Annotated in this window: 15 protein-coding genes; 9 read left to right on the top strand and 6 right to left on the bottom strand. The window is 49.9% G+C overall.

All coding sequences use genetic code 11. The features are described 5' to 3' along the window. Positions 1-30 precede the first annotated feature (30 nt). The 6 genes from CCC32_RS06505 to CCC32_RS06480 all read left to right on the top strand — a co-directional run bounded on the left by CCC32_RS06505 (position 31) and on the right by CCC32_RS06480 (position 12,523). Complete coding sequence (locus CCC32_RS06505) at positions 31-2,700, top strand: 4-alpha-glucanotransferase (protein WP_287073167.1); 2,670 nt, start codon at positions 31-33, stop codon at positions 2,698-2,700. Between the two features lie 139 nt (positions 2,701-2,839). After that, positions 2,840-4,939, top strand: a complete 2,100-nt coding sequence (locus CCC32_RS06500; protein ID WP_042518766.1) for a glycoside hydrolase family 97 protein — start codon at positions 2,840-2,842, stop codon at positions 4,937-4,939. Positions 4,940-4,976: 37 nt separating this feature from the next. After that, positions 4,977-6,866 carry a type I pullulanase gene (pulA, locus tag CCC32_RS06495; RefSeq protein ID WP_287073234.1) on the top strand — a complete coding sequence of 630 codons (1,890 nt, stop codon included), beginning with the start codon at positions 4,977-4,979 and terminating at the stop codon, positions 6,864-6,866. Positions 6,867-6,927: 61 nt separating this feature from the next. Continuing rightward, a complete protein-coding gene (locus CCC32_RS06490; RefSeq protein WP_287073165.1) occupies positions 6,928-8,856 on the top strand; it encodes a glycoside hydrolase family 13 protein in 1,929 nt (642 codons plus the stop codon). Positions 8,857-8,868: 12 nt separating this feature from the next. After that, on the top strand, positions 8,869-10,911 hold the full coding sequence (locus CCC32_RS06485) for an alpha-amylase family glycosyl hydrolase (protein WP_287073163.1): 2,043 nt from the start codon (positions 8,869-8,871) through the stop codon (positions 10,909-10,911). Between the two features lie 586 nt (positions 10,912-11,497). Further along, complete coding sequence (locus CCC32_RS06480) at positions 11,498-12,523, top strand: IS110 family RNA-guided transposase (protein WP_042517114.1); 1,026 nt, start codon at positions 11,498-11,500, stop codon at positions 12,521-12,523. Between the two features lie 129 nt (positions 12,524-12,652). On the opposite strand, the gene CCC32_RS06475 is transcribed toward CCC32_RS06480, so the two are convergent. Next, positions 12,653-12,985, bottom strand: coding sequence for a hypothetical protein (locus tag CCC32_RS06475; RefSeq protein ID WP_287073161.1), 333 nt, complete (start codon positions 12,983-12,985; stop codon positions 12,653-12,655). 48 nt (positions 12,986-13,033) lie between these two features. Between CCC32_RS06475 and CCC32_RS06470 the strand changes: the two genes are divergently transcribed. The 3 genes from CCC32_RS06470 to CCC32_RS06460 all read left to right on the top strand — a co-directional run bounded on the left by CCC32_RS06470 (position 13,034) and on the right by CCC32_RS06460 (position 16,317). Then, entirely contained in the window at positions 13,034-13,567 is a 534-nt protein-coding gene (locus CCC32_RS06470) for a peptidase associated/transthyretin-like domain-containing protein (protein ID WP_287073158.1), read from the top strand. Positions 13,568-13,598: 31 nt separating this feature from the next. Then, positions 13,599-14,633, top strand: a complete 1,035-nt coding sequence (locus CCC32_RS06465) for an agmatine deiminase family protein (protein ID WP_287073156.1) — start codon at positions 13,599-13,601, stop codon at positions 14,631-14,633. A 799-nt stretch (positions 14,634-15,432) separates the two neighbouring features. Then, positions 15,433-16,317, top strand: coding sequence for a carbon-nitrogen hydrolase (locus CCC32_RS06460; RefSeq protein ID WP_022317661.1), 885 nt, complete (start codon positions 15,433-15,435; stop codon positions 16,315-16,317). Positions 16,318-16,467: 150 nt separating this feature from the next. On the opposite strand, the gene gluP is transcribed toward CCC32_RS06460, so the two are convergent. The 5 genes from gluP to CCC32_RS06435 form a co-directional block, all read right to left on the bottom strand. Continuing rightward, positions 16,468-17,715 (bottom strand): glucose/galactose MFS transporter, encoded by a 1,248-nt coding sequence (gene gluP, locus CCC32_RS06455; RefSeq protein ID WP_022317660.1) that lies wholly within the window; start codon positions 17,713-17,715, stop codon positions 16,468-16,470. Positions 17,716-17,911: 196 nt separating this feature from the next. After that, the gene (locus CCC32_RS06450; protein WP_022317659.1) at positions 17,912-18,763 is read right to left on the bottom strand and encodes a zinc ribbon domain-containing protein; all 852 of its coding nucleotides are present in this window, start codon (positions 18,761-18,763) and stop codon (positions 17,912-17,914) included. Between the two features lie 7 nt (positions 18,764-18,770). Further along, complete coding sequence (locus tag CCC32_RS06445; protein ID WP_022317658.1) at positions 18,771-19,556, bottom strand: Nif3-like dinuclear metal center hexameric protein; 786 nt, start codon at positions 19,554-19,556, stop codon at positions 18,771-18,773. A gap of 254 nt (positions 19,557-19,810) precedes the next feature. Then, entirely contained in the window at positions 19,811-20,677 is an 867-nt protein-coding gene (locus CCC32_RS06440; protein WP_044064765.1) for a DNA/RNA non-specific endonuclease, read from the bottom strand. Positions 20,678-21,797: 1,120 nt separating this feature from the next. Continuing rightward, on the bottom strand, positions 21,798-24,578 hold the full coding sequence (locus CCC32_RS06435) for a substrate-binding domain-containing protein (RefSeq protein ID WP_287073151.1): 2,781 nt from the start codon (positions 24,576-24,578) through the stop codon (positions 21,798-21,800). Positions 24,579-25,111 lie beyond the last annotated feature (533 nt).

Genomic DNA, 25,111 nt, shown 5'->3' with positions numbered 1-25,111 from the left:
AACAGAAATAACTTTAAAATATCCTGCACAATGAAGATATTTTTCAATATACAATACGCCACGACGTTCGGTGAGATTCTCAGACTCAACGTCGTAGGCAAAGGGAAAGACATCGAGAAGGTGTATTCAATGAATACCTATGACGGAAAGTCATGGCACTGTGAGATTACTGCCGAAAACGGAATGTCACAGATGGAATATTACTACAGTGTGGAGAACGGCGACAGCGAAGTGCGCCACGAATGGACCACAGTGTCTCACAGATTGGAGCTGAACGCCAAGAGGGCCATGACATACTTCGTGAACGACAGATGGAATGACATCCCTTACGACTCCTATCTCTACAGTTCGGCATTCACCGACTGCGTGAACCGCCGCCACAGGGAACCGGCGAAAGGCTCTGACTACAACCAGACTCTGAGACTCATTGTGCGCGCTCCACAACTGAGGAGCGGCAGCCGTCTGGCTCTCGTAGGCGAAGACAAGGCACTGGGCAGATGGAACCCTGATGATGCCATCTCAATGGTGGAACACAACTACAACGAATGGGTGGCTGACATCAATGTGAAGGAAATGAAGAAGGAGGAAACGGAATTCAAGTTCATCGCCTTCAACGAGAATGGCGGAGTGGACTGGGAGACTGGCATGAACCGCCAACTGCATGCACCAACGATAAACGACGGTGAGGTTGTAGTGACGGAGTTGGACCAAGCCTTCTTCGAGTTATGCGACGAGAAACTTGCCGGCACTCTCATCCCCGTGTTCTCACTACGGTCGAAGGGCAGCTTCGGAGTAGGCGACTTCGGCGACCTGAAGATGATGATAGACTGGGTGGCCGAGACCAACCAGCGTGTATTGCAGGTGTTGCCGATAAACGACACTACATCAACTCACACCTGGACTGACTCTTACCCCTACTCTGCCATCAGCATCTTCGCCCTGCACCCTCAGTTTGCCGACTTCAGACAGTTGCCTGAGATAAAGGACAAGAAGAAGGCTCGCGAGATGGAGGCTCTGCGCAAGGAACTTAACGAGCTGAAACAGATTGACTATGAGAGGGTTAACAATACCAAGACAGACTATCTGAGAATAATATTCAAGCAGGAAGGCGAGGCTGTGATGAAGGGCGAAGACTTCAAGATGTTCGTAAAAGAAAACGAACACTGGCTAGTGCCCTACGCTCAGTATTGTCATCTGAGAGACTCTTTCGGAAACGTGGACTTCTCTTCATGGAAGGGACACGAACAATGGCATGAGGCTGACCGCAAGAAACTCACCGATCCGAAATCGAAGGAATATGCCGACGTGGCGTTCTACTATTATGTGCAGTTTGTTCTCGACAGACAGATGCGTGCGGCTCATGAGTATGCCATGGCGCGTGGTGTGATTCTCAAGGGCGACATACCTATCGGAGTGGACCGCAACGGATGTGACGTATGGCATGAGCCTCAATACTTCAACCTCAACTCGCAGGCGGGCGCTCCACCTGACGCTTTCTCCATAAACGGACAGAACTGGGGATTCCCTACCTACAACTGGCAGAGGATGATAGATGACGGATGTGAATGGTGGATAAGAAGATTCCAGAACATGGCGAAATACTTTGATGCCTACCGCATTGACCACGTGCTCGGTTTCTTCCGTATATGGGCTATACCTACCACCTGTGTTCACGGACTGCTCGGACAATTCGCCCCGTCGCTCGGAATGACGAGAGAGGAAATTGAAGGCTATGGCCTGCACTTCCAGGAGGAACTGTTCACCACTCCGTTCATTGCCCGTTGGGTCGTAGACCGTGTGTTCGGCATCCATGCCGACGAGGTGGTGGAGAAATACCTCGACCACAAACACGACGACATCTTCGCCCTGAAACCGGAATACGACACGGAGCGCAAGATTGAGGCCGTCTTCAAAGGCAAAGACAGCATGGACGATGTGTGGGTAAGAGACGGTCTGTATGCTTTGGTGAGCGATGTGCTCTTCGTCCGCGACGACAACGACCCTAACAAGTTCCATCCAAGAATCACGGCACAGCTCAACTTCATGTATGAAGCGCTCTACGACAGCGACAAGGAGAAGTTCAACCGTCTATACAACGACTATTACTACCGCCGCAACAACAATTTCTGGTATAACGAGGCAATGAAGAAACTGCCTGTTCTCGTGCAGGCAACCCGAATGCTGGTGTGTGCCGAAGATCTCGGTATGGTGCCAGACTGCGTGGCATGGGTGATGGATCAGCTGCGCATCCTCAGTCTGGAACTGCAGCAGATGCCGAAAGACCCGAAGGTGAGGTTCGGCATTCTCTCGCGCAACCCCTATCGCAGCGTCTGCACTCTCTCTACTCACGACATGCCGACACTGCGCCAATGGTGGGACGAGGATTACGAGCGCACACAGGTTTACTATTCTTCTATGCTCTACCGTGGCGGTGCTGCTCCTCATCCTCTGCCGGGATGGCTGGCACGCGACATAATAGCAAACCAGCTGACTTGTCCGTCGATGCTCTGCATCCTGTCGCTGCAAGACTGGTTTGCCTTAGACGAGAAACTGCGTCTGCCCGACGCTGACGCCGAGAGAATAAACATCCCTGCCAACCCCCGCCACTACTGGCGCTACCGCATGCACATCAACATCGAAGACCTGATCGCTGACAAGGAATACAACGATGCGATTAAGGAACTGGTGAAGCTGAGATAAATATCTGAAAGAAAAGAATAACGACAATAACGAAACAATGGAAAAGAAAAAGTCAACATATAGTCCGCTGGATTTCTTTCCGGCGGCATCAAACTACAGCGGTCTGAGAAGCGCGCTGCTGTCCATCGCATTATTGCCGATGATTGGAATGGCACAGACGGTGAGTTCACCGAACGGTAACGTGACGGTGAAATTCTCGCTTACCAACGACGGACAGCCTACTTACGAGATGGAATACAAGGGAAAGACGGTGTGCAAGCCGTCGCATCTCGGACTGGAACTCGCCAAAGACAAACATGCCTCGAAGGGAATGCAGGAGACCGACCTCATGAAGGGTTTCAAGGAGACCGGACACAAGACTTCCACCTTCGACGAGACATGGAAACCGGTGTGGGGAGAAACGGCAACGATACGCAACCACTACAACGAGATGGAGGTGAGCCTCAACCAGCCTTCATCGAAACGCAACATAAAAATACGCTTCCGCGTGTATGACTACGGTATGGGACTCAGATATGAGTTCCCGCAGCAGGAGGAACTGAACTATTTCGTGATAAAGGAGGAGCACACACAGTTTGCTATGGCAGACAACCACACGGCATACTGGATTCCCGGCGACTACGACACACAGGAATATGAATACCAGATCACTCCGCTCACCGGCATCAAGGACATCATACGCCGCGACCGCGAGAAATACAAGAGCAACTCATCGACCACGGTGTTCTCTGATACAGGCGTGCAGACATCGCTGCAGATGAAGACCAAGGACGGATTGTATATCAACATCCACGAGGCGGCTTGCCTCGACTATCCTACTATGCACCTCAACCTCGACGAGAAGACGCTGACATTCGAGTCATGGCTCACTCCTGACGCCGTGGGCATGAAGGGATTCATACAGACGCCTTTCAACACGCCGTGGAGAACGGTGCTCGTGAGCGACGACGCCCGTGACATGCTGTCATGCAAACTGACGCTCAACCTGAACGAACCTTGCAAGATTGAGGACACGTCGTGGATTCATCCTACGAAATACTGCGGTGTGTGGTGGGACATGATAGTCGGCAGAAAGAGCTGGAGCTACACCAACGACTATCCTTCAGTGCGCCTTGGCGAAACCGACTACTCCAAATGCAAGCCGAACGGCACTCACGGAGCTACCACAGCTGAGGTGAAGAGGTATATAGACTTTGCTGCAAAGAACGGACTGCAGGAGGTTCTCGTTGAGGGATGGAACATCGGCTGGGAGGACTGGTTCGGCCATCAGAAGCTCGACGTCTTTGACTTCGTGACGCCATACCCTGACTTCGACATCAAGGAACTCAACGAATATGCCCATTCTAAAGGAGTGAAGCTGATGATGCACCATGAGACTTCGGCTTCTGCAATCAACTATGAGCGTCATCTTGAGGATGCCTTCAAGCTGATGAACAAATATGGCTACGACGCCGTGAAGACGGGATATGTGGGCGACATCATTCCAAGAGGCGAATACCACTACAGTCAGATTATGAACAACCACTACCAGCGCGTGGTGGAAGAGGCTGCCAAGCATCATATCATGGTGAACGCACATGAGGCGACACGTCCTACGGGTATATGCCGCACATGGCCTAACCTCGTGGGCAACGAGAGTGCGAGGGGCACTGAATACGAAGCTTTCGGCGGAAGCGTGCCTTACCACACGGTGATGCTGCCATTCACCCGTCTGCAGGGTGGACCGATGGACTATACTCCTGGCATCTTCGAGACGAAGCTCTCTGAATGGAGCCAGAACCAGAGTTTCGTACATTCCACGCTCTGCGGACAGCTGTCGCTATATCTCGTGATGTACAGTCCGCTGCAGATGGCTGCCGACCTGCCTGAACACTACGAGAAATACGATGATGCCTTCCAGTTCATCCGCGACGTGGCATGCGACTGGGATGACTCTAAATACATTGAGGCCGAACCGGCAAAATACATCACCGTGGCCCGCAAGGCAAAAGGTACCGACAACTGGTTTGTCGGCGGCAAGACTGGCGAAGAGGCGCGCAACGCCGTGGTGAAGCTCGACTTCCTGGACAAAGGAAAGAAATACGAATGCACCATCTATCAGGATGCTGCCGACGCTGACTATGAGAAGAATCCGAAGGCTTACCGCATCACCAAGCGCACGGTAAAACGTGGCGACGTGTTGAAGATCAGGGAAGCCAGAGGTGGCGGATTCGCCGTGTCTATTATGGCTAAGAAATAACTAAAGAACGAGAAGTATGGTTAATATAAGAACTGCTATGACGGGCTGCATTATGGGAGTCCTCTCTCTGCCGATGTCGGCTCAGGGGATATTCAACGAGATGTCGTTCGCTGCCGACAAGACAGTGTTCAGACTCAACTCGCCCTATAAGACCACTCTGCGCATCTACAAGGATGGAGAAGGCGGAAAACCCATGAAGACTGTGAAGATGAAGAGCAAGGGCGATGGCGTCTGGGAGGCTGTAGTGAAAGGCAACCTGAACGGATTGTTCTATACCTTCGACACCGGCAACGGTGAGTGTCCCGGACTCTTCGCCAAGGCTGTAGGAGTGAACGGAAACCGTGGTGCCGTGGTAAACATGCCGTCTACCGACCCTGAAGGATGGAACGAAGACAGACGACCGGCATTGGCATCGCCGGCAGACCTCGTGATTTATGAACTGCACCACAGGGACTTCTCCATCGACCCGTCGTCGGGACTCGGCAACAAGGGTAAGTTCTTGGCGCTAACCGACCCTAAAGCAATAGAATATCTGAAGAGACTCGGTGTGAACGCCATCCATATCCTGCCTTCGTTCGATTATGCCTCGGTGGACGAGACAAGACTCGACACGCCGCAATACAACTGGGGCTACGACCCGAAGAACTACAACGTGCCTGAGGGCAGCTATTCCACCGACCCGTATTCACCGACGGTGAGAATAAAGGAGTTCAAACAGATGGTGCAGGCATTACACAGGGCTGGCATCAGAGTGATACTCGACGTGGTATACAACCACACGTTCGACATCAAGAACAGCAACTTCCAGCGCGTCAATCCAGACTACTACTATCGCAAGACGGCTGACGGTAAGTATTCCGACGGTTCGGGCTGCGGCAACGAGACGGCATCTGAAAAGGCGCTGATGAGGGAGTATATGCTGGAGAGCGTGAAATATTGGGTGAATGAATACCATATCGACGGTTTCAGATTCGACCTCATGGGTGTACACGACATCGTGACGATGAACGATATCCGTGCTGCCGTAGACCAGATAGACCCAAGCATATATATATATGGTGAGGGATGGAGCGCCGGCAGCTGTGCCTACCCTACCGACAAACTGGCGATGAAGGCGAACACACGTCAGCTGAACGGCATCGGTGCTTTCTGCGACGATATGAGGGACGCACTGCGCGGTCCGTTCAGCGACGACCATAAGGGTGGATTCCTTGCCGGAATGCCTGATATGGAGGAGAGCCTCAAGTTTGGCATCGTGGGAGCAATCAGTCATCCGCAGATTGACATGACGCGTGTGAACTACAGCAAGGAGGCATGGACAAACTCCCCCACTCAGATGGTAAGCTACGTGAGCTGCCACGACGACCTGTGTCTCACCGACCGACTGAGATCAAGCATACCGGGAATAACGGAAGATGAGCTTATCCGTCTGGACCTCTTGGCTCAGACTGCGGTGCTCACCTCTCAGGGTGTGCCGTTCATTCTTTGCGGTGAAGAAATGCTGCGCGACAAGAAAGGGGTACACAACAGTTTCAAGTCGCCTGACAGCATCAACCACCTCGACTGGAACAATCTGAAGCGATACCCGCAGGTGTTCAACTATTACAGCGGTTTGATAGCTCTACGCAAGAGTCATCCGGCTTTCAGACTTGCCAATGCCGATCTCGTGAGAAAGCATCTGTCGTTTCTCGATGCTCCCAAGGGAGTGGTGGCTTTCAGCCTCAACGATAATGCCGGTGGCGACTCATGGCGCGACATCATTGTGTTTCTGAACGCCAACAAGCAGCCGACAGACATCAACGTGCCTGAAGGGGAATATACCGTGGTAGTAGACAACGGAAAGGTGGATGTCAACGGACTTGGCAGCATAACCGGTCAGAAAGCTACCGTGGGTGGACAACAGGCAATGGTAATTTACAGAAAGTAGAATGCCTGTAAATCCGTTTACTCGTTAACTCGTTTACTCGTCAACTAAAAATAACAAACTAATGAAAAAGATAATAGCAGCCCTATTGCTGGGCACAACATTAACAATGAGTGCGGCTTCAAAAATAGACAGAATTGAACCGACAAACTGGTTCGTGGGAATGAAAAACCCACAGGTGCAACTGATGGTATACGGCAAGGACGTGAGATCTGCCAACGTATCCACCGACTATCCCGGTGTACGCATCGACAGTCTGGTGCGCCTCGACAGCCCTAACTATCTCCTCATATATATGAACGTGAAGGATGCCAAGGCGGGAGTGATGAACCTGAAGTTCCAGACTGCCAAAGGCAAGGCGCAGACCGTGAAATATTCGCTCAACGAGAGGATGCAGAATGGTGAAGACCACAAGGGCTTCTCTAATGCCGACGTGCTCTATATGCTCATGCCAGACCGTTTCGCAAACAGCGGTAAAGACAACAGCAAGATCAAGGGGATGAATCCCTACTCAATCAACCGCAACGAACCGAGCCTCCGTCATGGCGGCGACCTGGAGGGCATTCGCCAGCATCTGGACTATTTCAACCAGCTGGGAGTAACGGCACTGTGGTTCACTCCGGTGCTTGAGAACAACTCTCCCGACCACGGCAAACAGAGCACATACCACGGATATGCCACGACAGACTACTATAAGGTGGACCCACGGTTCGGAACCAACGAAGACTACCGCAGGCTCGTTGCCGACGCTCATAAAAAGGGACTGAAAGTGGTGATGGACATGATTTTCAACCACTGCGGATTCGAGCATCCCTGGGTGATGGACATGCCTTCTGCCGACTGGTTCAACTATCCTGAATGGCTGAGTCCTGAGAATCAGGCAAACAACAAGAAAACGAATACTATAGACGGTGCGGCTCAGGTGAACGACAAATACCTGCAGACCAGCTATAAGCTGACACCTGTGCTCGACCCATACGCCAGCCAGGTGGACATGAAGGAGACCGTTGACGGATGGTTCGTGCCTTCGATGCCTGACCTCAACCAACGCAACAGCCACGTAATAACTTACCTCATCCAGAACAGCGAATGGTGGATAGAGACAGTGGGCATCGACGGTATCAGAATGGACACCTACCCATATGCCGACCGCAAGGCAATGGCAAAATGGATGGAGGTGCTCAACGAGGAATATCCTAACTTCAACACCGTGGGAGAGACATGGGTGACAGAACCCGCATACACAGCGGCATGGCAGAAGGACTCGAAACTCAGCGACATCAACTCTAATCTGAAGACGGTGATGGACTTCAGCTTCTTCGACAGGCTGAATCTTGCCAAAAACGAAGAGACCGACGGATGGTGGAACGGTTTCAACCGCATCTACAACTCGCTCTGCTACGACTATCTCTACAATGACCCGTCACACGTGATGGCATTCATCGAGAACCACGACACTGACAGATTCCTCGGAGAGGGTCAGGACACTCTGAAACTGAAACAGGCTCTCGCCCTGCTGCTCACCATCAACCGCATTCCACAGCTATACTACGGTACGGAGGTGCTGATGAACGGCTCGAAGAAGGTGACCGACGGCAACGTGCGCCGCGACTTCCCTGGCGGTTTTGCCGGCGACAAGCGCAATGCTTTCACCAAAGAGGGACTCACGAAGGAGGAGAACGCAATGTTCAACTGGACAAGTCGTCTGCTACACTGGCGCAACGGCAACGACGTGATAACAAAAGGCAAACAGACTCAGTTCATCCCTTACGACGGCATCTATGTCATTGCCCGCACATTGGGCAACAAGGTGGTGATGACCGTGTTAAACGGCACAAGCCATGAAAAGAAACTCCATGTGGAGCGTTATGCCGAAGTGATAAACGAAGCACAGACAGCCACAAACATCCTGACAAACAGAAAGATAGACATCACGAAGGATGTAACGCTCTCACCTCGTGGCACGATGATTCTGGAGTTTGAAAATAAATAAACACAATTCCCCATGAACAAGAAACTAATTACTGCCATCGCCGCAATAGCATGCCCATCCATGCTCATGGCACAGGGATGGCCTACAAATCATCAAGGCGTGATGCTCCAGGGATTCTACTGGAACAGCTACGACGCCTCAAACTGGAAAAAACTCGAGACACAGGCCGACGAACTGTCTAAGTATTTCAACCTGATATGGATTCCGCAAAGCGGCAACTGCGGAGGTGAATCCATGGGATACGACGATCTCTATTGGTTTGACAACTACAAGAGCGCATTCGGTTCTGAAGAGGAACTGCGCTCTATGATATCCACCTTCAAACAGAAAGGACTGGGCACCATTGCCGATGTGGTGATAAACCACAGGAAGACGCTAACAAACTGGGTTGACTTCCCGAAGGAAACCTACAAGGGAGTGACATACCAGCTGCTGCCTACCGACATCTGCAAGGATGACTGCAGCGGAAAGACCGCTACATGGGCTAAGGAGAACGGCTACAATCTGAGTGACAACAACGACACGGGAGATGGTGTCGACTTTGCCAGAGACCTCGACCACAACAGCAGCAACGTGCAGAACAACGTCAAGGCTTATCTCGACTTCCTACTCAACGACCTGGGGTATTCCGGAGTGCGCTACGATATGGTTAAGGGCTACGACGCCAAATTCACCGGTATCTACAACACTGCGGCAAAGCCTGCATTCTCGGTAGGCGAATATTTCGACGGCAACAAGCAAAATGTGGAAAACTGGATAAACGGTACCACCCAGAATGGTGAGATACAGAGTGCGGCATTCGACTTCCCCACCCGATATGCCGTTCGCGACGCCACGGCATACAGCAACTGGACAAAGCTCGACAACGGTGGACTTGCCACGGATGGCGACTACTGCCGTTATGCCGTGACATTTGTTGAAAACCACGACACGGAGAAGCGGTCTGAATCGGAGCAGCAGGATCCTATCAAGAAGGACACCCTCGCTGCCAACGCCTATATCCTCGCCATGCCGGGAACACCGTGTGTGTTCATGAAACACTGGATTGACCACAAACGGGAGATAAAGAACATGATTCTGCTGCGCAACCTCACAGGCATCACGAACCAGAGCGCATGGAACCGCAACGTAAGCACCGTGGCACGCTATGTGTTCACGACCACGGGTACTAACGGACGACTTCATGTTGCCGTGGGTACATCGGCAAACAGCTATACTGCCGACAACACTACATGGGCGCTCGCCACAGAGGGATACCACTATCGCTACTTTCTGGAGAGAAACAGAGAGACGGCATGGATAGACCTGCCATCGGGGAAATATCATGACACACCGAAGGCTTTGCTGCGCGCCATTTCTACAAACGACAACGCCAAGATTGTATACACTCTCGACGGTACTGCTCCGACAGCCAACAGCAGCGTGGCTGAAAGCGGATATGAGGTGGCACTGCCTGAGGGCGACGTAACTCTCAAGGCTGGACTGCTCGTTGACGGCAACGTGACGGGCATCACGGAGCGCCACTACTCCATCAAGGCTTTCTCGCCTTATGCCATAACGGTGAACGTGAATGCCGACCAAGTGGGCTGGACCGCAATGAACGTATGGTCGTGGGGCGGCGACGGAAGCCACAACCCAACGATACAAAAATGGCCTGGCGACAATGTGACGACAACGGTGACGGAGAATGGAAAGACATGGTATTCACTGGGCTATACCATGAACAGCATAGACGACTACGTGAACTTCGTGTTCAGCACCGACAACGGCAAGTCTCAGACTGAGAACATCCAGAACGTCAATGCCACCACTTATCTCGAAATAACGACAGAGAAAGACAGCAACGGCCACTACAAGGTTGCCGACGTGACATCTCAGTATTCCGGAATCGCGGTTCCGTCAACCGCCATCATGCCTATAGCAAAGTCTACCGCCGTAGTCTCTCTCGACGGTCGCACGCTGCGCTCCTTCTCCGGTCATGTTTCTGCCGGCGAGGCAACCCAAGGTCTTCCATCTGGAATATACATCGTGAACGGCAAGAAGGTAGTGAAGTGATTTTGGCTACTGTAGCAATTATTGCCGCCTTTTTTCACAAGCGGCTCCCTATTCTATCATTAACCCCAAATCAGCTGCAACAGCTGGTTTGGGGTATTTTATGCCCAAACGGTCATTAGGCCGTTCAACCCCAATCGGTCATTAGGGCTTGCTTGGATTTTGCTTTTTAGAAAGATGGATTTTGTTTGGTTTTTAATGAGTAATAGCGAGCTATTGCGAATTAAAAACAAGCAAAAGGCGCCTTATAAAAAACAAAAGACTGCAAGCAGTTATTATAATTATACATTAAACGGCCTAATGACCTCTAAGTTTGCAGAAGATTGCGACGAAGTCGCATAAACTCCAAAATAATCAAGGTAAAACTATGATTGCTAAAGACAGTTTCGTACCTTTGTTGTAAAAAGGTAGAATCGGTCTGTCGAAGAGGTAAACCAGCTAATGACCCAGCCGTAAAGCTATAAATCGTTTAGGTCCTCATCGACATAGTTGCAAAGACCAGATAGAAAGTTATCGGCTCTGAGCCTTGTTAGAGTGTTAGTCCATACAACTATTGACCAATTCTACACAATATAACTCGTACAAAGTTATGAAGAATTTATTTATCGGAGTTGATTTTTCGAAAGAAAAAGTTGATGTGGCTATCCTTTTTGCAGACGGACTGGCAGAAACCGCTGCTAGAGTGTTCAACGAGTTCAAGACAACCGTGTCTGGCTATAGGCAGTTGGTCAAGTGGGTTGAGCAGAATTCCTGCGGTATCGACTCGTCCTTGTGGCTCTTCTGTGGCGAGAACACGGGCGACTACAGCAAGGGACTGTGCAACTTCCTCTACGGTAAAGGCTACGACATGTGGCTTGAGAACGCAAAGAGCATCAAAGACGCATCTGGTCTTAGACGATTGAAGTCTGACCGTGCTGACGCCTCGATGATTGCAGAATACGCCATGAGGAATTACGATAAAGCCGTTATGTACGAGCCTCTTAGCGAGTCGCTTACACAACTGCGTGAGCTGTTCCTATACCGTCAGATGATCGTAAGACACAGATGCAGTTTCCAGGTGCGTAGAGGCGAAAAGCGACTCACTATGGAGAAGTCGCCAGTCAAGACAATGATTTCGCAGAGCGGACGGCACATCGTCTCTGAACTCAATAAGGAGATAGAGAAGATAGATAAGCGCATTGCCGATCTCATCAAGTCGGACGAGGAACTCACCGAGGTGTTCACCATCGTGACCTCGGTGCCTGGCATAGGAACGCAGAACGCTGTGTGCCTGATGGTGTACACCGACAACTTCCGGCGTTTCAACTACGACTCACGCAAGATTGCCTGCTATTACGGCCTAGCTCCATTTGGCAAAGATTCGGGAACCAGTGTGCATTCCGATCCGCATGTACATTATATGGCTAACCGCCAGATAAAGGCCATGCTGACGCAAGCGGCACTAGCTGCCGTCAACTTCAATCCCATTATGGCGAGGTACTACATGCGCCTCGTAGAACGAGGAAAGAAGAAGCAGGTTGCACTGAACAATGTCAAGAACAAACTTGTACATTTGGTCACAGCCATGGTCAGAAATCGCCAAACATTCACCCCTGAATATAAAATCTCAGCATAAATTGAAAATAATGGTCAAAACATTTGGATATTAACATAGAAAGCGATTTGGGTTCAATGTAATTTTTATTATTGCGCTTTGGAGTTTCACCGGACTGCAATAATATGATATAAAATGCCAAAATATTGCTTAAAACTTTGGTGTGGGATTGCCAAAGGATAGAGAAATGTCATTACCTTTGTATAAAATAAACTGCACCTCAGCAAAAGAAATAAAATCATTTATTTCATTTTGCATTCGGTTTGCATTATCTTTGTATAAGATAAGCGGCACCTCAGCAAAAGAAATAAATCCATTTATTTCATTTTGCATTCGGTTTGCATTATCTTTGTATAAGATAAGCGGCACCTCAGCAAAAGAAATAAATCCATTTATTTCATTTTGCATTCGGTTTGCATTATCTTTGTATAAGATAAGCGGCACCTCAGCAAAAGAAATAAAATCATTTATTTCATTTTGCATTCGGTTTGCATTATCTTTGTAGACAACTTTTCTGAACCTGATGGAGATATGAGCGGATTACGAAACATTGAGTCAGAACACGGCATGGCGGTGGCGAGATGGATAACGACCTTATGGATGCTGACCATCGTTTGTCATGCCTCGGCACAACGGAAGGGTATCGTAATAGATGCCTCAACGAAACAACCGCTGAGAAACGTGTTCGTGAAATGCGACAACGACAGTACCATAAAGACTCCATGGAACGGTACATTCCAACTGCCGGAGAATTTCCAGACTGTGGCATTCTATCATCCGAACTTCGAAAAGAGGGTGTTGAACCACAAGGAGTTGACCGACACGGTGTTCATGCTGCCATCGGCAAGGATGCTCAACGAAGTGGTGGTATACGGCAAGAGGGGAAAAATAAGAGATTTCACAAGAATGACGACAATCGACAAACAATTGCTTGGCATAAAGCCGACGAATGGTTTCGACATTCTCGGACTGCTGAAACTCATCACCAACCCTATACAGCGAAGCATAGAACACAAAAAGGAGGTGAAGAAACAGAAGCGCAAACAGATATTGGATAATTATTAACCCATATATAACAGGAAAAAAACATCATTGCATGAACAACCTATACCTGCCCGCTGAATGGGAAAGACAAAGGGCACTGCAACTGACGTGGCCTCATAAGGACACGGACTGGAACTATTGTCTCGACGAGATAAACAACACGTATGTGGAGATGGCGGATGCCATAACAAGATATGAACCACTGATTATCGTGGCACCCGACACGAAGGAGGTAGAGAGGATGCTATGCGGCAGACTTTCTGAAGAGCAGATGAAAAGGGTGACGCTACACCAGTGTCCTACCAACGACACATGGGCAAGAGACCACGCCTTCATCTCGATGAAAGAGAGGAATGCTGAAGACGGCCCTCTCACGCTGCTCGACTTCCGCTTCAACGGATGGGGCGAGAAATTCGAAGCGTCCCTCGACAATTCCATCAACCGCAGTCTGTATGAAAACGGCATCGTGGAAGGACGGTATGAAGACCACAACGACTTCGTGCTCGAAGGCGGATCGATAGAGAGCGACGGCAAGGGAACGGTGTTCACCACAAGCTGCTGTCTGCTTGCCCCCCACCGCAACCAACCTCTCTCGCGACAGGAAATAGAGAAGCGGCTGAAGGAGATGCTGCGTGCCGACCGCATAGTATGGATAGACTACGGACATCTAACAGGCGACGACACCGACGGACATATCGACACGCTGGTGCGCACTGCACCCGACGACACGCTGGTGTATGTGGGATGCGACGACAAGGAGGATGAGCAATACGACGAGCTGCACCGCATGGAAGAACAACTCGCCACGCTGCGCACCGACGACGGCAGACCATACCGTCTGCTGAAGCTGCCGATGCCGGAGGCGATATATGAGGACGGTGAACGACTGCCTGCCACATACGCCAACTTCATCATCATAAACGATGCCGTGATTTATCCTACATACAACCAACCTGAAAACGACGAGGAGGCACGACGCGTCATAGCAGAGGCTTTCCCCTACAGGGAACTGATTGGCATAGACAGCAGCGTGGTGGTGAGACAGCATGGTTCGCTGCACTGCTGCTCAATGCAGTATTTCAAATAGACAGGGAAAGAGTCTTTGACGGGCGAAACCAAGTCATGTTATTCTGCTGACAGCAGCCCCCACCTAACCTCCCCCGTAGGGGAGGGACAGATAGTAATGACCGGTGAAGGCAGCTGATGAAAATGACAAGCAGAGTAACCTCAGAGGAAAACAGCAACGGAGTAACCTGCATCTCCCCTACGGGGGAGAACGAGAGGGGGCTGATAATGATTGCCAGACAATGAATACCTATGACAGCAGCCCCCACCTGTCCTCCCCCGTAGGGGAGGGACAGATAGTAATGACCGGTGAAGGCAGCTGATGAAAATGACAAGCAGAGTAACCTCAGAGGAAAACAGCAACGGAGTAACCTGCATCTCCCCTACGGGGGAGAACGAGAGGGGGCTGATAATGATTGCCAGACAATGAATACCTATGACAGCAGCCCCCACCTGTCCTCCCCCGTAGGGGAGGGACAGATAGTAATGACCGGTGAAGGCAGCTGATGAAAATGACAAGCAGAGTAACCTCAGAGGAAAACAGCAACGGAGTAACCTGCATCTCCCCTACGGGGGAGAACGAGAGGGGGCTGATAATGATTGCCAGGCAATGAATACCTATGACAGCAGCCCCCACCTGTCCTCCCCCGTAGGGGAGGGAATGGTATGCATGCCTCTGAAAGCACTTGGATATGCAAGGTAACAAAATGGAATGTCATCTAAGCCCTTGAAATCTAAGCAAGGTAACAAAAAAAAATAACTCTAAGCCCTTGAAATCTAATCAAGGCAACAAAAAAGATAACTAAATACAAAATAACAATATGAGCCAACTAAGAATAGGAATTCTGCAGCAGAAGAAGACTGCAGACATCATTGAAAATATGAAAGCCATAGAGGAGAACGTGACAGACCTCGCCAGACGTGGCGCCGAACTGATCATCCTCTCTGAGCTGCACAACTCCCTGTATTTCTGTCAGGTGGAAGATGTGAACAACTTCGACCTCGCGGAGACAATACCCGGACCGTCTACCGACTTCTTCGGTGAACTGGCACGCCGCCTGGGAGTGGTGATGGTGATATCGCTCTTCGAAAAGAGAGCTGCAGGACTCTACCACAACACCGCCGTGGTGATAGAGAAAGACGGAACGATAGCGGGCAAATACCGCAAGATGCACATCCCTGACGATCCGGCATACTACGAGAAATTCTATTTCACTCCCGGCGACCTGGGATTCCATCCGATACAGACTTCAGTGGGAAAACTCGGAGTGCTCGTATGCTGGGACCAGTGGTATCCTGAGGCAGCACGCCTGATGGCGCTCCAGGGAGCTGATCTGCTCATCTACCCTACCGCCATCGGATATGAAACAAGCGACACACCAGAGGAGCAACAGCGCCAGCGCACGGCGTGGACAACGGTGCAGCGAGGACATGCCGTGGCCAACGGACTGCCGGTAGTGACAGTAAACCGCGTTGGCTTTGAGCCAGACCCATCGGGACAGACAAAGGGAATACAGTTCTGGGGCAGTTCGTTCGTTGCCGGTCCACAGGGCGAACTCTTCTATCAGGCTTCTGACGACGATGAGGAGAGTCTCGTTCTCGACATCGACCTCGGCCACAGTGAGCAGGTACGCCGTTGGTGGCCATTCCTGCGCGACCGCCGCATTGATGAATATGGCGACATAACAAAGAGGTTCATTGATTAGACAAGTGGATTACAACCAAGCAGTCATAAAAAAATAAATTAAACGTCCTAATAACCGATTTGGGTTAAAGATATCGCAAAATAAAAGACGGGCAGACAAGGATTCATTTCCTGTCTGCCCGTCATTTATTTTGCCATTATTGAAACTGCCTTATTTCTTGCTAAGTCCTATTTTGCTGCCGAAGTTGCAGAACCAGAACACGTATACATAATAGATGAACATCATTGCCACAGCATAGCCAACGCCGAGTGCCGGGTTGTCAACGATCCATCCCATAAGCAACGGGAGAGTGGCGCCACCGACAACACCAAGGTTGATGATACCGGATGCCTTCTTCGTATGCGGACCGAGTTCCTGCAGACCGAGGTTGAACACCAACGGCCACATCACAGAATGGAAGAGTCCTGCGGCAAGCATTGCCCATACAGAAGCGATGCCGGTGAGGAAGAACGAAGCTGCCACACACAAGGCTCCGCAGCAAAGGCAAATGGAGAGGATACGACGCGGTTTGAACTTATTGAGAATAGCAGCTCCCACGAACCTGCCGACCATCATTCCGCCCCAATAATAAGGAAGGAAGTCTGTCGCTGTGCCATAGGCTGCCAATTCCGGATTGCTCTTGAAATAAGCAGGCAACATGGATGGCACTCCGAGCTCGATACCCAAATAGAAGAAAATGCCGAGCATACCGAACCACACGTGAGCATAGCTGAACACGCTGCTCTTATACTCCTTGCGCTCACCGCCCTCCTCTTCTGCCTGCTGCTCCTCGTTGATGTTCGGCAACTTCATGAAGAAAAGCACGACACACAGGATAAGAGTGAATATGCCGAGTCCGAGATATGGTCCGGGCACTGCATCGGGAGTCTTGGCCTTGCCGGCGATGATGACGTAGGTGATGAATACCGGTGCCACAGTAGTGGCAGCGGAGTTGAGGGCATTAGACAATGTCATGCGGAAAGCTCCCTTTTCCGGCGAACCGAGCACCATGACGTATGGATTTGCCACGAGCTGAAGCATCACGATACCGAGAGCCACGATGAACATGCTGCCGAGGAACACGGAATATATCACCGATGTCTCCATACCGAGCAGCGACGAAATGCCAAAGTAGTTGATTACGAATCCGATGCCCACAACGGCGAGTCCGAGCAGCAGGGTCTTCTTGTAGCCTATCTTGTTCATCATCATTCCAAGAGGAATAGAGAGAGCATAGGCTCCATAGAATGCTGTGTTTACCAACTGTCCCTGAGAGTCTTTCAGTCCGAAAGCCTCTTTGCAGAACTCAATCATCGAATTGTTCATTGTTGTGATGAAGCCGATAAGAAACATCACGGCAAACATCACGATAAGCGCAAACGTATAGTTAGGCGCCTGCTTCTTTTGAATATTGTCCATAAGTTAGTAATATGTTTATATATTTATGTTTGTTGAGTACAAATTGACGAGTTGGCAAGCAAACGAGCTGACGAGCCACAGGTCAATAATAAATAGTCAATAGTTGATGATATGAACTGACGGGCTGACAAATTCATGAACCTCCGGGATTTCTCCTCTTCAATCCATAGATTTGTCAACCCGTCAACCGATATCTTTACGACAGTCTGTCCTCTGGCACACCGATCATTTCCTTCTTCACCACTGTGCGCTTGCGGATAGTGCGCTTGCGCTTCGGCTTATCCTCCTCTGCCACAGTCTTCACTCCGGCAAGTTCCGGGTCTATCATGATACGTCCGCAGTATTCGCAAACGATAATCTTCTTGTGCATCTTGATGTCGAGCTGTCTCTGAGGCGGAATCTTGTTGAAGCAACCACCACAGGCGTCACGCTGCACGTAAACGATGCCGAGGCCGTTGCGGGCGTTCTTGCGGATACGCTTGAAGCTTGTGAGCAGACGTGGCTCCACCTTCATCTCCAGATCCTTGGCTTTGTCTCTGAGGCGTTCCTCTTCGGCACGTGTCTCCTCGATAATCTCGTCGAGCTCGTTCTTCTTCTCTTCGAGAGCCTGCTTGCGGTCGTCGATCTGCTCCTCAGCACGCTTCAGGTCGCTCTTGCGCTCCTCCACCTTGGTGGCAGCCTCACGGATCTTCTTGTTGCAAAGCTCTATCTCAAGTGTCTGGAACTCAATCTCTTTCTTCAGCGTGTCATACTCACGGTTGTTCTGCACGTCGTCAAGCTGTTCGTTGTATTTCTTCACGCTTATCTGTGCAGCGGCGATCTCAGCCTTCTTCTGGGTGACAGCCTGCTGGAAGTCTTCTATCTCGTCCTTGATCTTCTCCACACGGGTGGTAAGACCGGCAATCTCGTCCTCAAGGTCTTGCACCTCGAGAGGCAGCTCTCCTCTGAGGGCTCTTTTCTCGTCGATGGCCGACAATGTGGTCTGCAACTTGTAAAGAGTCTCCAACTTCTCTTCTACTGTCAAATCTGTAGGATCTTTTTTAGCCATATTGCTTTTACAAATAAATTATAGGATTGGTGTTCTGGCTTGTGACAACGCATCTCACTCCTTCACACTGCTCCTCGATTATTGATTTAAATATTTCGTATGTATATTGTTCGCTCTGATAGTGGCCGATTACGGCAATCTGTATTTCCTGCTCATGAGCGAAATAATCATGATAGTGCATCTCTCCCGTCACGAAGGCGTCGGCACCGGCGGCTATCGCTTCCGGCAGGAGGAACGACCCTGCTCCTCCGCAGATGGCTACCGTGCGGATAGGGCGTCGCAGCAGCTGGTTGCACTGCACGCACTCCACATCGAACTCCCGTTTGAGCATCATGATGAAATCGTCTGCCGCCATTGCACCTGGCAACTCTCCCATCACTCCGCTGCCGCATGTGATACCATCCACCTGTTTCTCGGTGAAGAACTTCACACCGGTGAGCTGCATCTTCTCTGCCATCTTGAAATTTACGCCACCCTGGGCATTGTCCATGTTGGTGTGCATGGAGAGGATCGTGATGTCATGCTTGATAGCCTTTGCCACTGCCCTCTGTACGTCGTCAGCCCCCACCACTCTTTTCAGCGGACGGAAGATGAGCGGATGGTGTGAGACAATGAGGTTGCACCCCTTTTCTACCGCCTCGTCAACGATGCTGCTCGTCACGTCAAGACACAATAATGCCCCTGAAACTTCCGCCTCTGTCAATCCAACCTGCAAGCCGGCATTATCAAAGCTCTCCTGCAAGGGCAGAGGCGCGAAACGCTCAAGGGCACGAACCACTTCTATTATTTTCACGCTTTACAGCCTTTAAAATGTTCATTCCGCTTTTACCTGTTGCACACCGCTGACATGCGGAATATACCTATTATAATATTTTAGAGTGCAAAATTAGCAAAACTATCTGATTTCTTGAAGAAATTACGCTATATATTAATATGTTTTAACCCAAATCGACCAACAACAAGGTGAAAACAAGTAATTTCCACGGTTTTGATGACCAATTTGGGTTACAAAAACACGCTATGCAATGATGTATATCTGCTACCGCATCAGATTCCCCAATCTTCGGGACTTGCGGTTTTCTCCACTTTCTTCTCCACATCGTCGGGAAGCGACGGGAAGAAGTCGATGCCTGTGATGCGCTCCACTTCGTCTACGCTGTTCACATAGTCGCCTTTCGGACGGTTGCCATCCTCGTTCTTGTATATGAAACCGATTGCCTTCGGAGTGCCTTCCATACAGAGCACCACCTTGAAGAACGCTTCCGGCACCACGACCTTATTCTTGCCGATGGTCTTGTGCTTGCCTTTATATAGAACCGGACCGCACACCACGTACACCTTGCCGTATTGCTGTGCCCAACGGCGGCAGGCATTCTCCATCTCGTTCCAGTCGCCACGGTTCAGACTGGGATTCTGCGGACAGATATTGGTGAACAGAAACGACTCCCACATCGCCTCTTTGTCCCATTTGTTGTCGCCTGCCGGACACATGTGCCCGCGGTCGTAGCCTGAACTGTAGTAGTCCCAGTCTGTGGCTCTCGGTTCTGCCACGTCTTCGTCTTCATGAAATGCCTTGCGCGGACGCTTCACACCGCCTTCCAGCCTGCTGGCGTCAAGACGCCATGCCACCCAGTTGGGGAGTTTCGTGTCAGCGTTATACGACACGGCATACCCTCTTCGAGTGAGTATCTGCTCTTTCACGCCCTTCAGCGGAGCCGGTATCTCCAACCCGTCCGGGTCAGCAGCCGCAATATCTACAGTCGACGCCCCCGCTTTATCCGGCGCCACACCGCTCTTCGTGGCAACGTCAATCAACCCCTTGACAATGTCTTTCGAACCGCCGTTGGCGGTGCATCCGAAGAAGACGGCAAGTACTGTGAGCAGAAGTATCTGCTTCCTGAATAGTTTTCTCATTTCGAATTATATCTTTAACTGTATTATTTAAGTTGCTTTAATGTCTGGTCAAAGGCTATTCTCCCATGGCATAGCCACACCATTTTCACAGGATGAAGGAAAAACATCCATCATTCTATTCGTTTGCAACTGCGAAGGTAGTGATAATAATCGGAAAATCGTCATACACCAATGACGGAAGTGCAAAAAAAGCAGAATTGTCACACTTTGTAAACCATAAAAAAGATGATCCCCCGGCAAGCTCTCTATGCCAAGGGACCATCCAAAGAAATTGGTCTTGATTTGTTTACTACCTATTGAAAATTAACCTTTTTACCAATCTTCTGATGATTATCACATCATCAACACTAAACTAAACCTATTCTATATCTTTGTCGCCGACCGCATTAATGCCTTCCTTGCATTATCATCGTTGCGGATAGCTGTGTTACCATCTTGAAAAAGACTCACTGGCGGTCGTTTTTTTCTGCATCAAATTGGATTGAGAATAAAAGCGATATGGCTTACATCATATAGAATATGATTGCCAATGAGTCTTTTCTGAGCGTCGCGTCTTCTCAGATTGCCGCTCCCAATATCTACAATATTTATTTCCGCTTGCAAAGTTATCGTAAGAGCCCGCCAAGCAGTATAAAATTTGTTTCATATAATAATAAAAATCGTTCACGGTATCAAAAATAGCGCAAAATGAACATTTTATAACTATAAAAAGTAATTATCCGAAGCCTTTTTATGATGAAATATTCAGAAATGTAGTTTTTCACTTATAAAACATCACGACACAATTACTATCAATAACCGATGCAAATATAGAGCGAAATGAGACAAGCTGCAGCGTTTTGTGACACTGCAATCCAAAACATCACAATAAGAAGACAACATTAAACAAGACGCGATAAGACAAGAATCAGGACGGAGCGCCAGCATTAAACCCAAAACGGTCATTAGTCCGTTCAATGTATAATTTTAATAACTGCTTGCAGTCTTTTGCTTTTTATAAGGCGTCTTTTGCTTGTTTTTAATTCGCAATAGCTCGCTATTACTCATTAAAAGCCAAACAAAATCCACTCTTCTAAAAGAACAAAATCCAGGCAAGCCCTAATGACCGATTTGGGTTAAATCATCTGCCGCTCCTTATATCGCTCGGCTGCATGCCATACTCGTCCTTGAAACATTTGGTGAAGTATGACGGTGAGGAGAACCCCACCTCGTATGCTATTTCGGCTATACCCTTGTCGGTATGCTCCAGCTGCGACTTCGCTCTCTGCAGACGCGATTTGCGCAGCAGGTCTACTACGGAGATGCCCATTACTGCCTTCACCTTGCGATAGAGCTGCACTCTGCTGAGTCCCATTTCTCTGCCGATAGCCTCAACGCCAAACTCGCTGTAGCCCATATTATGCTGTATGATGAGACGCAGACGTTCCACAAACTCCTGGTCGGAGCTTGACATGCCTACTGGGTCTTCTGCCACATCCTGCATGCCCATGATTGAATCCTTGAGCTTCCGGCGGCTGCTCAGCAGGTTTTCTATTCGCGTTCTCAGAAGTTTCGAACTGAATGGTTTCGTGATATACGAGTCGGCACCGTTCTCATAGCCTTCTATCTTCTGTTCGTCGAGAGCCTTTGCCGAAACGATGATTACGGGTGTCTGACTGGTGGCGGAGTTTCGTTTCAGCTCCGCACAGAGTTCCAGTCCGTCGATTCCCTGCATCATGACATCGCTGATGACGAGGTCTGGATGGAATGTCCTCGCCATCTTGAGAGCCTCGTTGCCGTCGGCAGCCTCTATGATGACATAGTCGTCTGACAGTAGCGCCTTCATATAATCCCTTATCTCCTTGTTGTCGTCGGCGATGAGCAGCGTCGGTTTGTTGTCATCGCCTATCACTTTCTGCACCAGACTGTGTTTCACGCCAGCATCTTCATCTGTCGGCGTTGCCGTATAATTATTGCCCGCGCCGGAGTCTTCGTCATCGACCGTGTAACAACAACTCTCCACTGCCATGTCTTCCACCTGCTCGCCACTGTGTTCTCTCGGTATCACCACAATGAAATTGGAGCCCTGTCCCTCATGACTGCTCACCATCACTTGGCCTCCGTGCAGTTCAGCGTATGCCTTCACGATGGCGAGTCCTATGCCTGTGCCTCCCTCCGTGCCTTCGGTCTGGAAGAATCGTTCAAATACCTTTTCGCGGTCTTCCTCCGGTATTCCCTTGCCGGTATCGCTCACGCTGATAAGCACCTTACGGTCGGGCATGTCGCTCAGCGTCACCATAACGGTTCCTCCGGCAGGAGTGAACTTCACGGCATTGCTGACGAGGTTGAAGACGATGCGGTTTATCTTCTCCTCATCGCCAACAAAGTCGCTGTCGGTATACTTGTCTGTGTTTATCTCGAGGTTCACGTTTTTCTTCTCCACAGTAGGATAGAAGTCGCTCACCCATTGTCTCACCTTTTCTGCCAGACTGAAATTGCACAGATGCAATTTCACGTTGCCGTCCTGTATTTTCCTGAAGTCCATGATGTCGTCAACGAGCCGCCGCAGGGCATTGGCGTTGCGGCGCACGATGACAAGGAGGTTTCTGCCGTGTTTGCTCAGTTTTTCGTCTTTGAAGAGTTGTTCCACGGGGTCTACGATGAGCGTGAGCGGAGTGCGCAGCTCATGGCTCACGTTGGTAAAGAATCTGAGACGCGACTGTATGAGCGCTATCACTTCGGTATTGAGCTTGTTCAGCTCTTCGTTGCGCTTGGTGAGCTGCTGCGCGAGCTTGCCTTTTGCCATACTGCTCTTCCGCATCATCACTACGGCTGCAATGAGGAGCACAAGTAATACTCCCAGCAGACTGATGAACAGTTCCTGTCCGCTGTTGTATCTCTGGTATTTGTTCACCTGATTATGCAACCGTTCGAGCATATTTCTCTGCTGCTCGGCGTTCAGGTCGGTCATCAGTGTCAGTTCGGCATTGTTTTTCGTGATGATGGTGGTAGAGAGGCTGTTACTGCGGTTGAAGTCCTTGCCTGTGAGTATCTTCATTGCGAGGTCTACCACTTCCTGTCCTCCTGTCGGGTTCAGATATGATGCGTCGAGAATACCTTCGTTCACCATCTCCACTCCTCCGCCTTTGCCGAGCAGTCCGTCCACCCCCACGAATTTTACCTTTCCCGAGAGGTTGTGGCGGCGCATGGTGAGGTATGCGGCATACGCCATACGGTCGTTATGGGCATAGACATAGTCGAAATCGGTGGTCTTTGCCAGTATCTTCTCCATTGCCTTTTCTGCCCCTGTCTGTTCCCAGTCGGCGCCTTCGCTCGCCACGATTTTCACATCGGGGTAGTTCTTCAGGGCATCCACGAATCCCTCGTGTCTGCCTTTGGCCGGCGAGGAGTTGTCCAGACCGCGTATCTCCACCACCCTACCGCTGCCGTTGAGCTGGTTGGCGATGTATGTGCCGAGATCGAAACCGATGCGATAATTGTCGCAACCGATAAAGGCGGTGTATTTATTGGAGTTCGTCGTTCTGTCAAAGAATATCACGGGAATGCCTTTGTCGTAGGCGCGTTCAATGGCTTTGGTCACTCCGTCGAGCTGGTTGGGACACACCACAAGGAGGTCGATGCCTTCGTCCACCAGACTGTCTATCTGTGCTGCCTGCTGTGCGTTGTTGTCTTTGGCCGACTTGATGTCTACTTCCACGGAATCGTTGATATAACTCATGAAGCGGAACTCACTGTTCTGCTTTTGGCGCCAGCTGTCGTCGGAGCATTGGGAGATGCCGATTCTATATTTATGTGTTTTTTCGGAACAGCAAACCAGAGACATTGCCGCCACTGATGCCAGCATTACTGCCGCCACCATAGTGGATAACTTCCGACCAAAGTTTGTTTTATTCTGAATCATAATATCAAAAATACTTTTACGCATCAAGTTACATATCTATATTAATTATATACCTATTTATATATAGCACAGGAAGTCTGTCATTGGATTTCCGTCTGCGTCTTATTACAAAGCTCTGCGCTTATCGCCCTGACAGAACAAAAGCATGTTTCGCCCCGTCAATCCGGTTTACCGAAAAAGTCCACTTAACAGCACATGGGGATATCCCATTGCGCCCATCACAATGTAATTGCATTTTCCGATTCATGACAGTCGTCACAACGACCTCCTCTTATGCTTCGTAGATAATTGTAGATATCCTTATACTTTCAATACATTCACTCTGCAAATATACGACATTCTTTTCACATTAAGTCCATTTGCCGATAAAATTTCTTCTTTTCAGACAGACCACAGGCCGGCCACAAGGCTACTGAAAATCCTTCATGCGGATGAGTGTCATTGCTTTAAGCCAAAACGGTATAATGAACGTTTGGGGGGTTATTGGGGCATGGCAGAAATTTCTGTGCCTGCATCTCTTGTAATAGCAATCT

It is taken from the genome of Prevotella sp. LMAG:51 (genome assembly GCF_008680225.1).
GTDB lineage: Bacteria > Bacteroidota > Bacteroidia > Bacteroidales > Bacteroidaceae > Prevotella > Prevotella pectinovora.
Note: the sequence above shows the minus strand (reverse complement) of the source record. Positions and strands in the feature narration are given on the sequence as shown.

Excerpts from the sequence above, each read along its gene's own strand:
- CCC32_RS06500 (WP_042518766.1), top strand. The coding sequence starts at position 2,840 with ATGATTGGAATGGCACAGACGGTGAGTTCACCGAACGGTAACGTGACG.
- CCC32_RS06485 (WP_287073163.1), top strand. The coding sequence starts at position 8,869 with ATGAACAAGAAACTAATTACTGCCATCGCCGCAATAGCATGCCCATCC.
- CCC32_RS06440 (WP_044064765.1), bottom strand. The coding sequence starts at position 20,677 with ATGAGAAAACTATTCAGGAAGCAGATACTTCTGCTCACAGTACTTGCC.
- pulA (WP_287073234.1), top strand. The coding sequence starts at position 4,977 with ATGACGGGCTGCATTATGGGAGTCCTCTCTCTGCCGATGTCGGCTCAG.
- CCC32_RS06435 (WP_287073151.1), bottom strand. The coding sequence starts at position 24,578 with ATGATTCAGAATAAAACAAACTTTGGTCGGAAGTTATCCACTATGGTG.
- gluP (WP_022317660.1), bottom strand. The coding sequence starts at position 17,715 with ATGGACAATATTCAAAAGAAGCAGGCGCCTAACTATACGTTTGCGCTT.
- CCC32_RS06475 (WP_287073161.1), bottom strand. The coding sequence starts at position 12,985 with ATGCAAAATGAAATAAATGATTTTATTTCTTTTGCTGAGGTGCCGCTT.
- CCC32_RS06470 (WP_287073158.1), top strand. The coding sequence starts at position 13,034 with ATGAGCGGATTACGAAACATTGAGTCAGAACACGGCATGGCGGTGGCG.
- CCC32_RS06465 (WP_287073156.1), top strand. The coding sequence starts at position 13,599 with ATGAACAACCTATACCTGCCCGCTGAATGGGAAAGACAAAGGGCACTG.
- CCC32_RS06505 (WP_287073167.1), top strand. The coding sequence starts at position 31 with ATGAAGATATTTTTCAATATACAATACGCCACGACGTTCGGTGAGATT.
- CCC32_RS06490 (WP_287073165.1), top strand. The coding sequence starts at position 6,928 with ATGAAAAAGATAATAGCAGCCCTATTGCTGGGCACAACATTAACAATG.
- CCC32_RS06460 (WP_022317661.1), top strand. The coding sequence starts at position 15,433 with ATGAGCCAACTAAGAATAGGAATTCTGCAGCAGAAGAAGACTGCAGAC.
- CCC32_RS06450 (WP_022317659.1), bottom strand. The coding sequence starts at position 18,763 with ATGGCTAAAAAAGATCCTACAGATTTGACAGTAGAAGAGAAGTTGGAG.
- CCC32_RS06480 (WP_042517114.1), top strand. The coding sequence starts at position 11,498 with ATGAAGAATTTATTTATCGGAGTTGATTTTTCGAAAGAAAAAGTTGAT.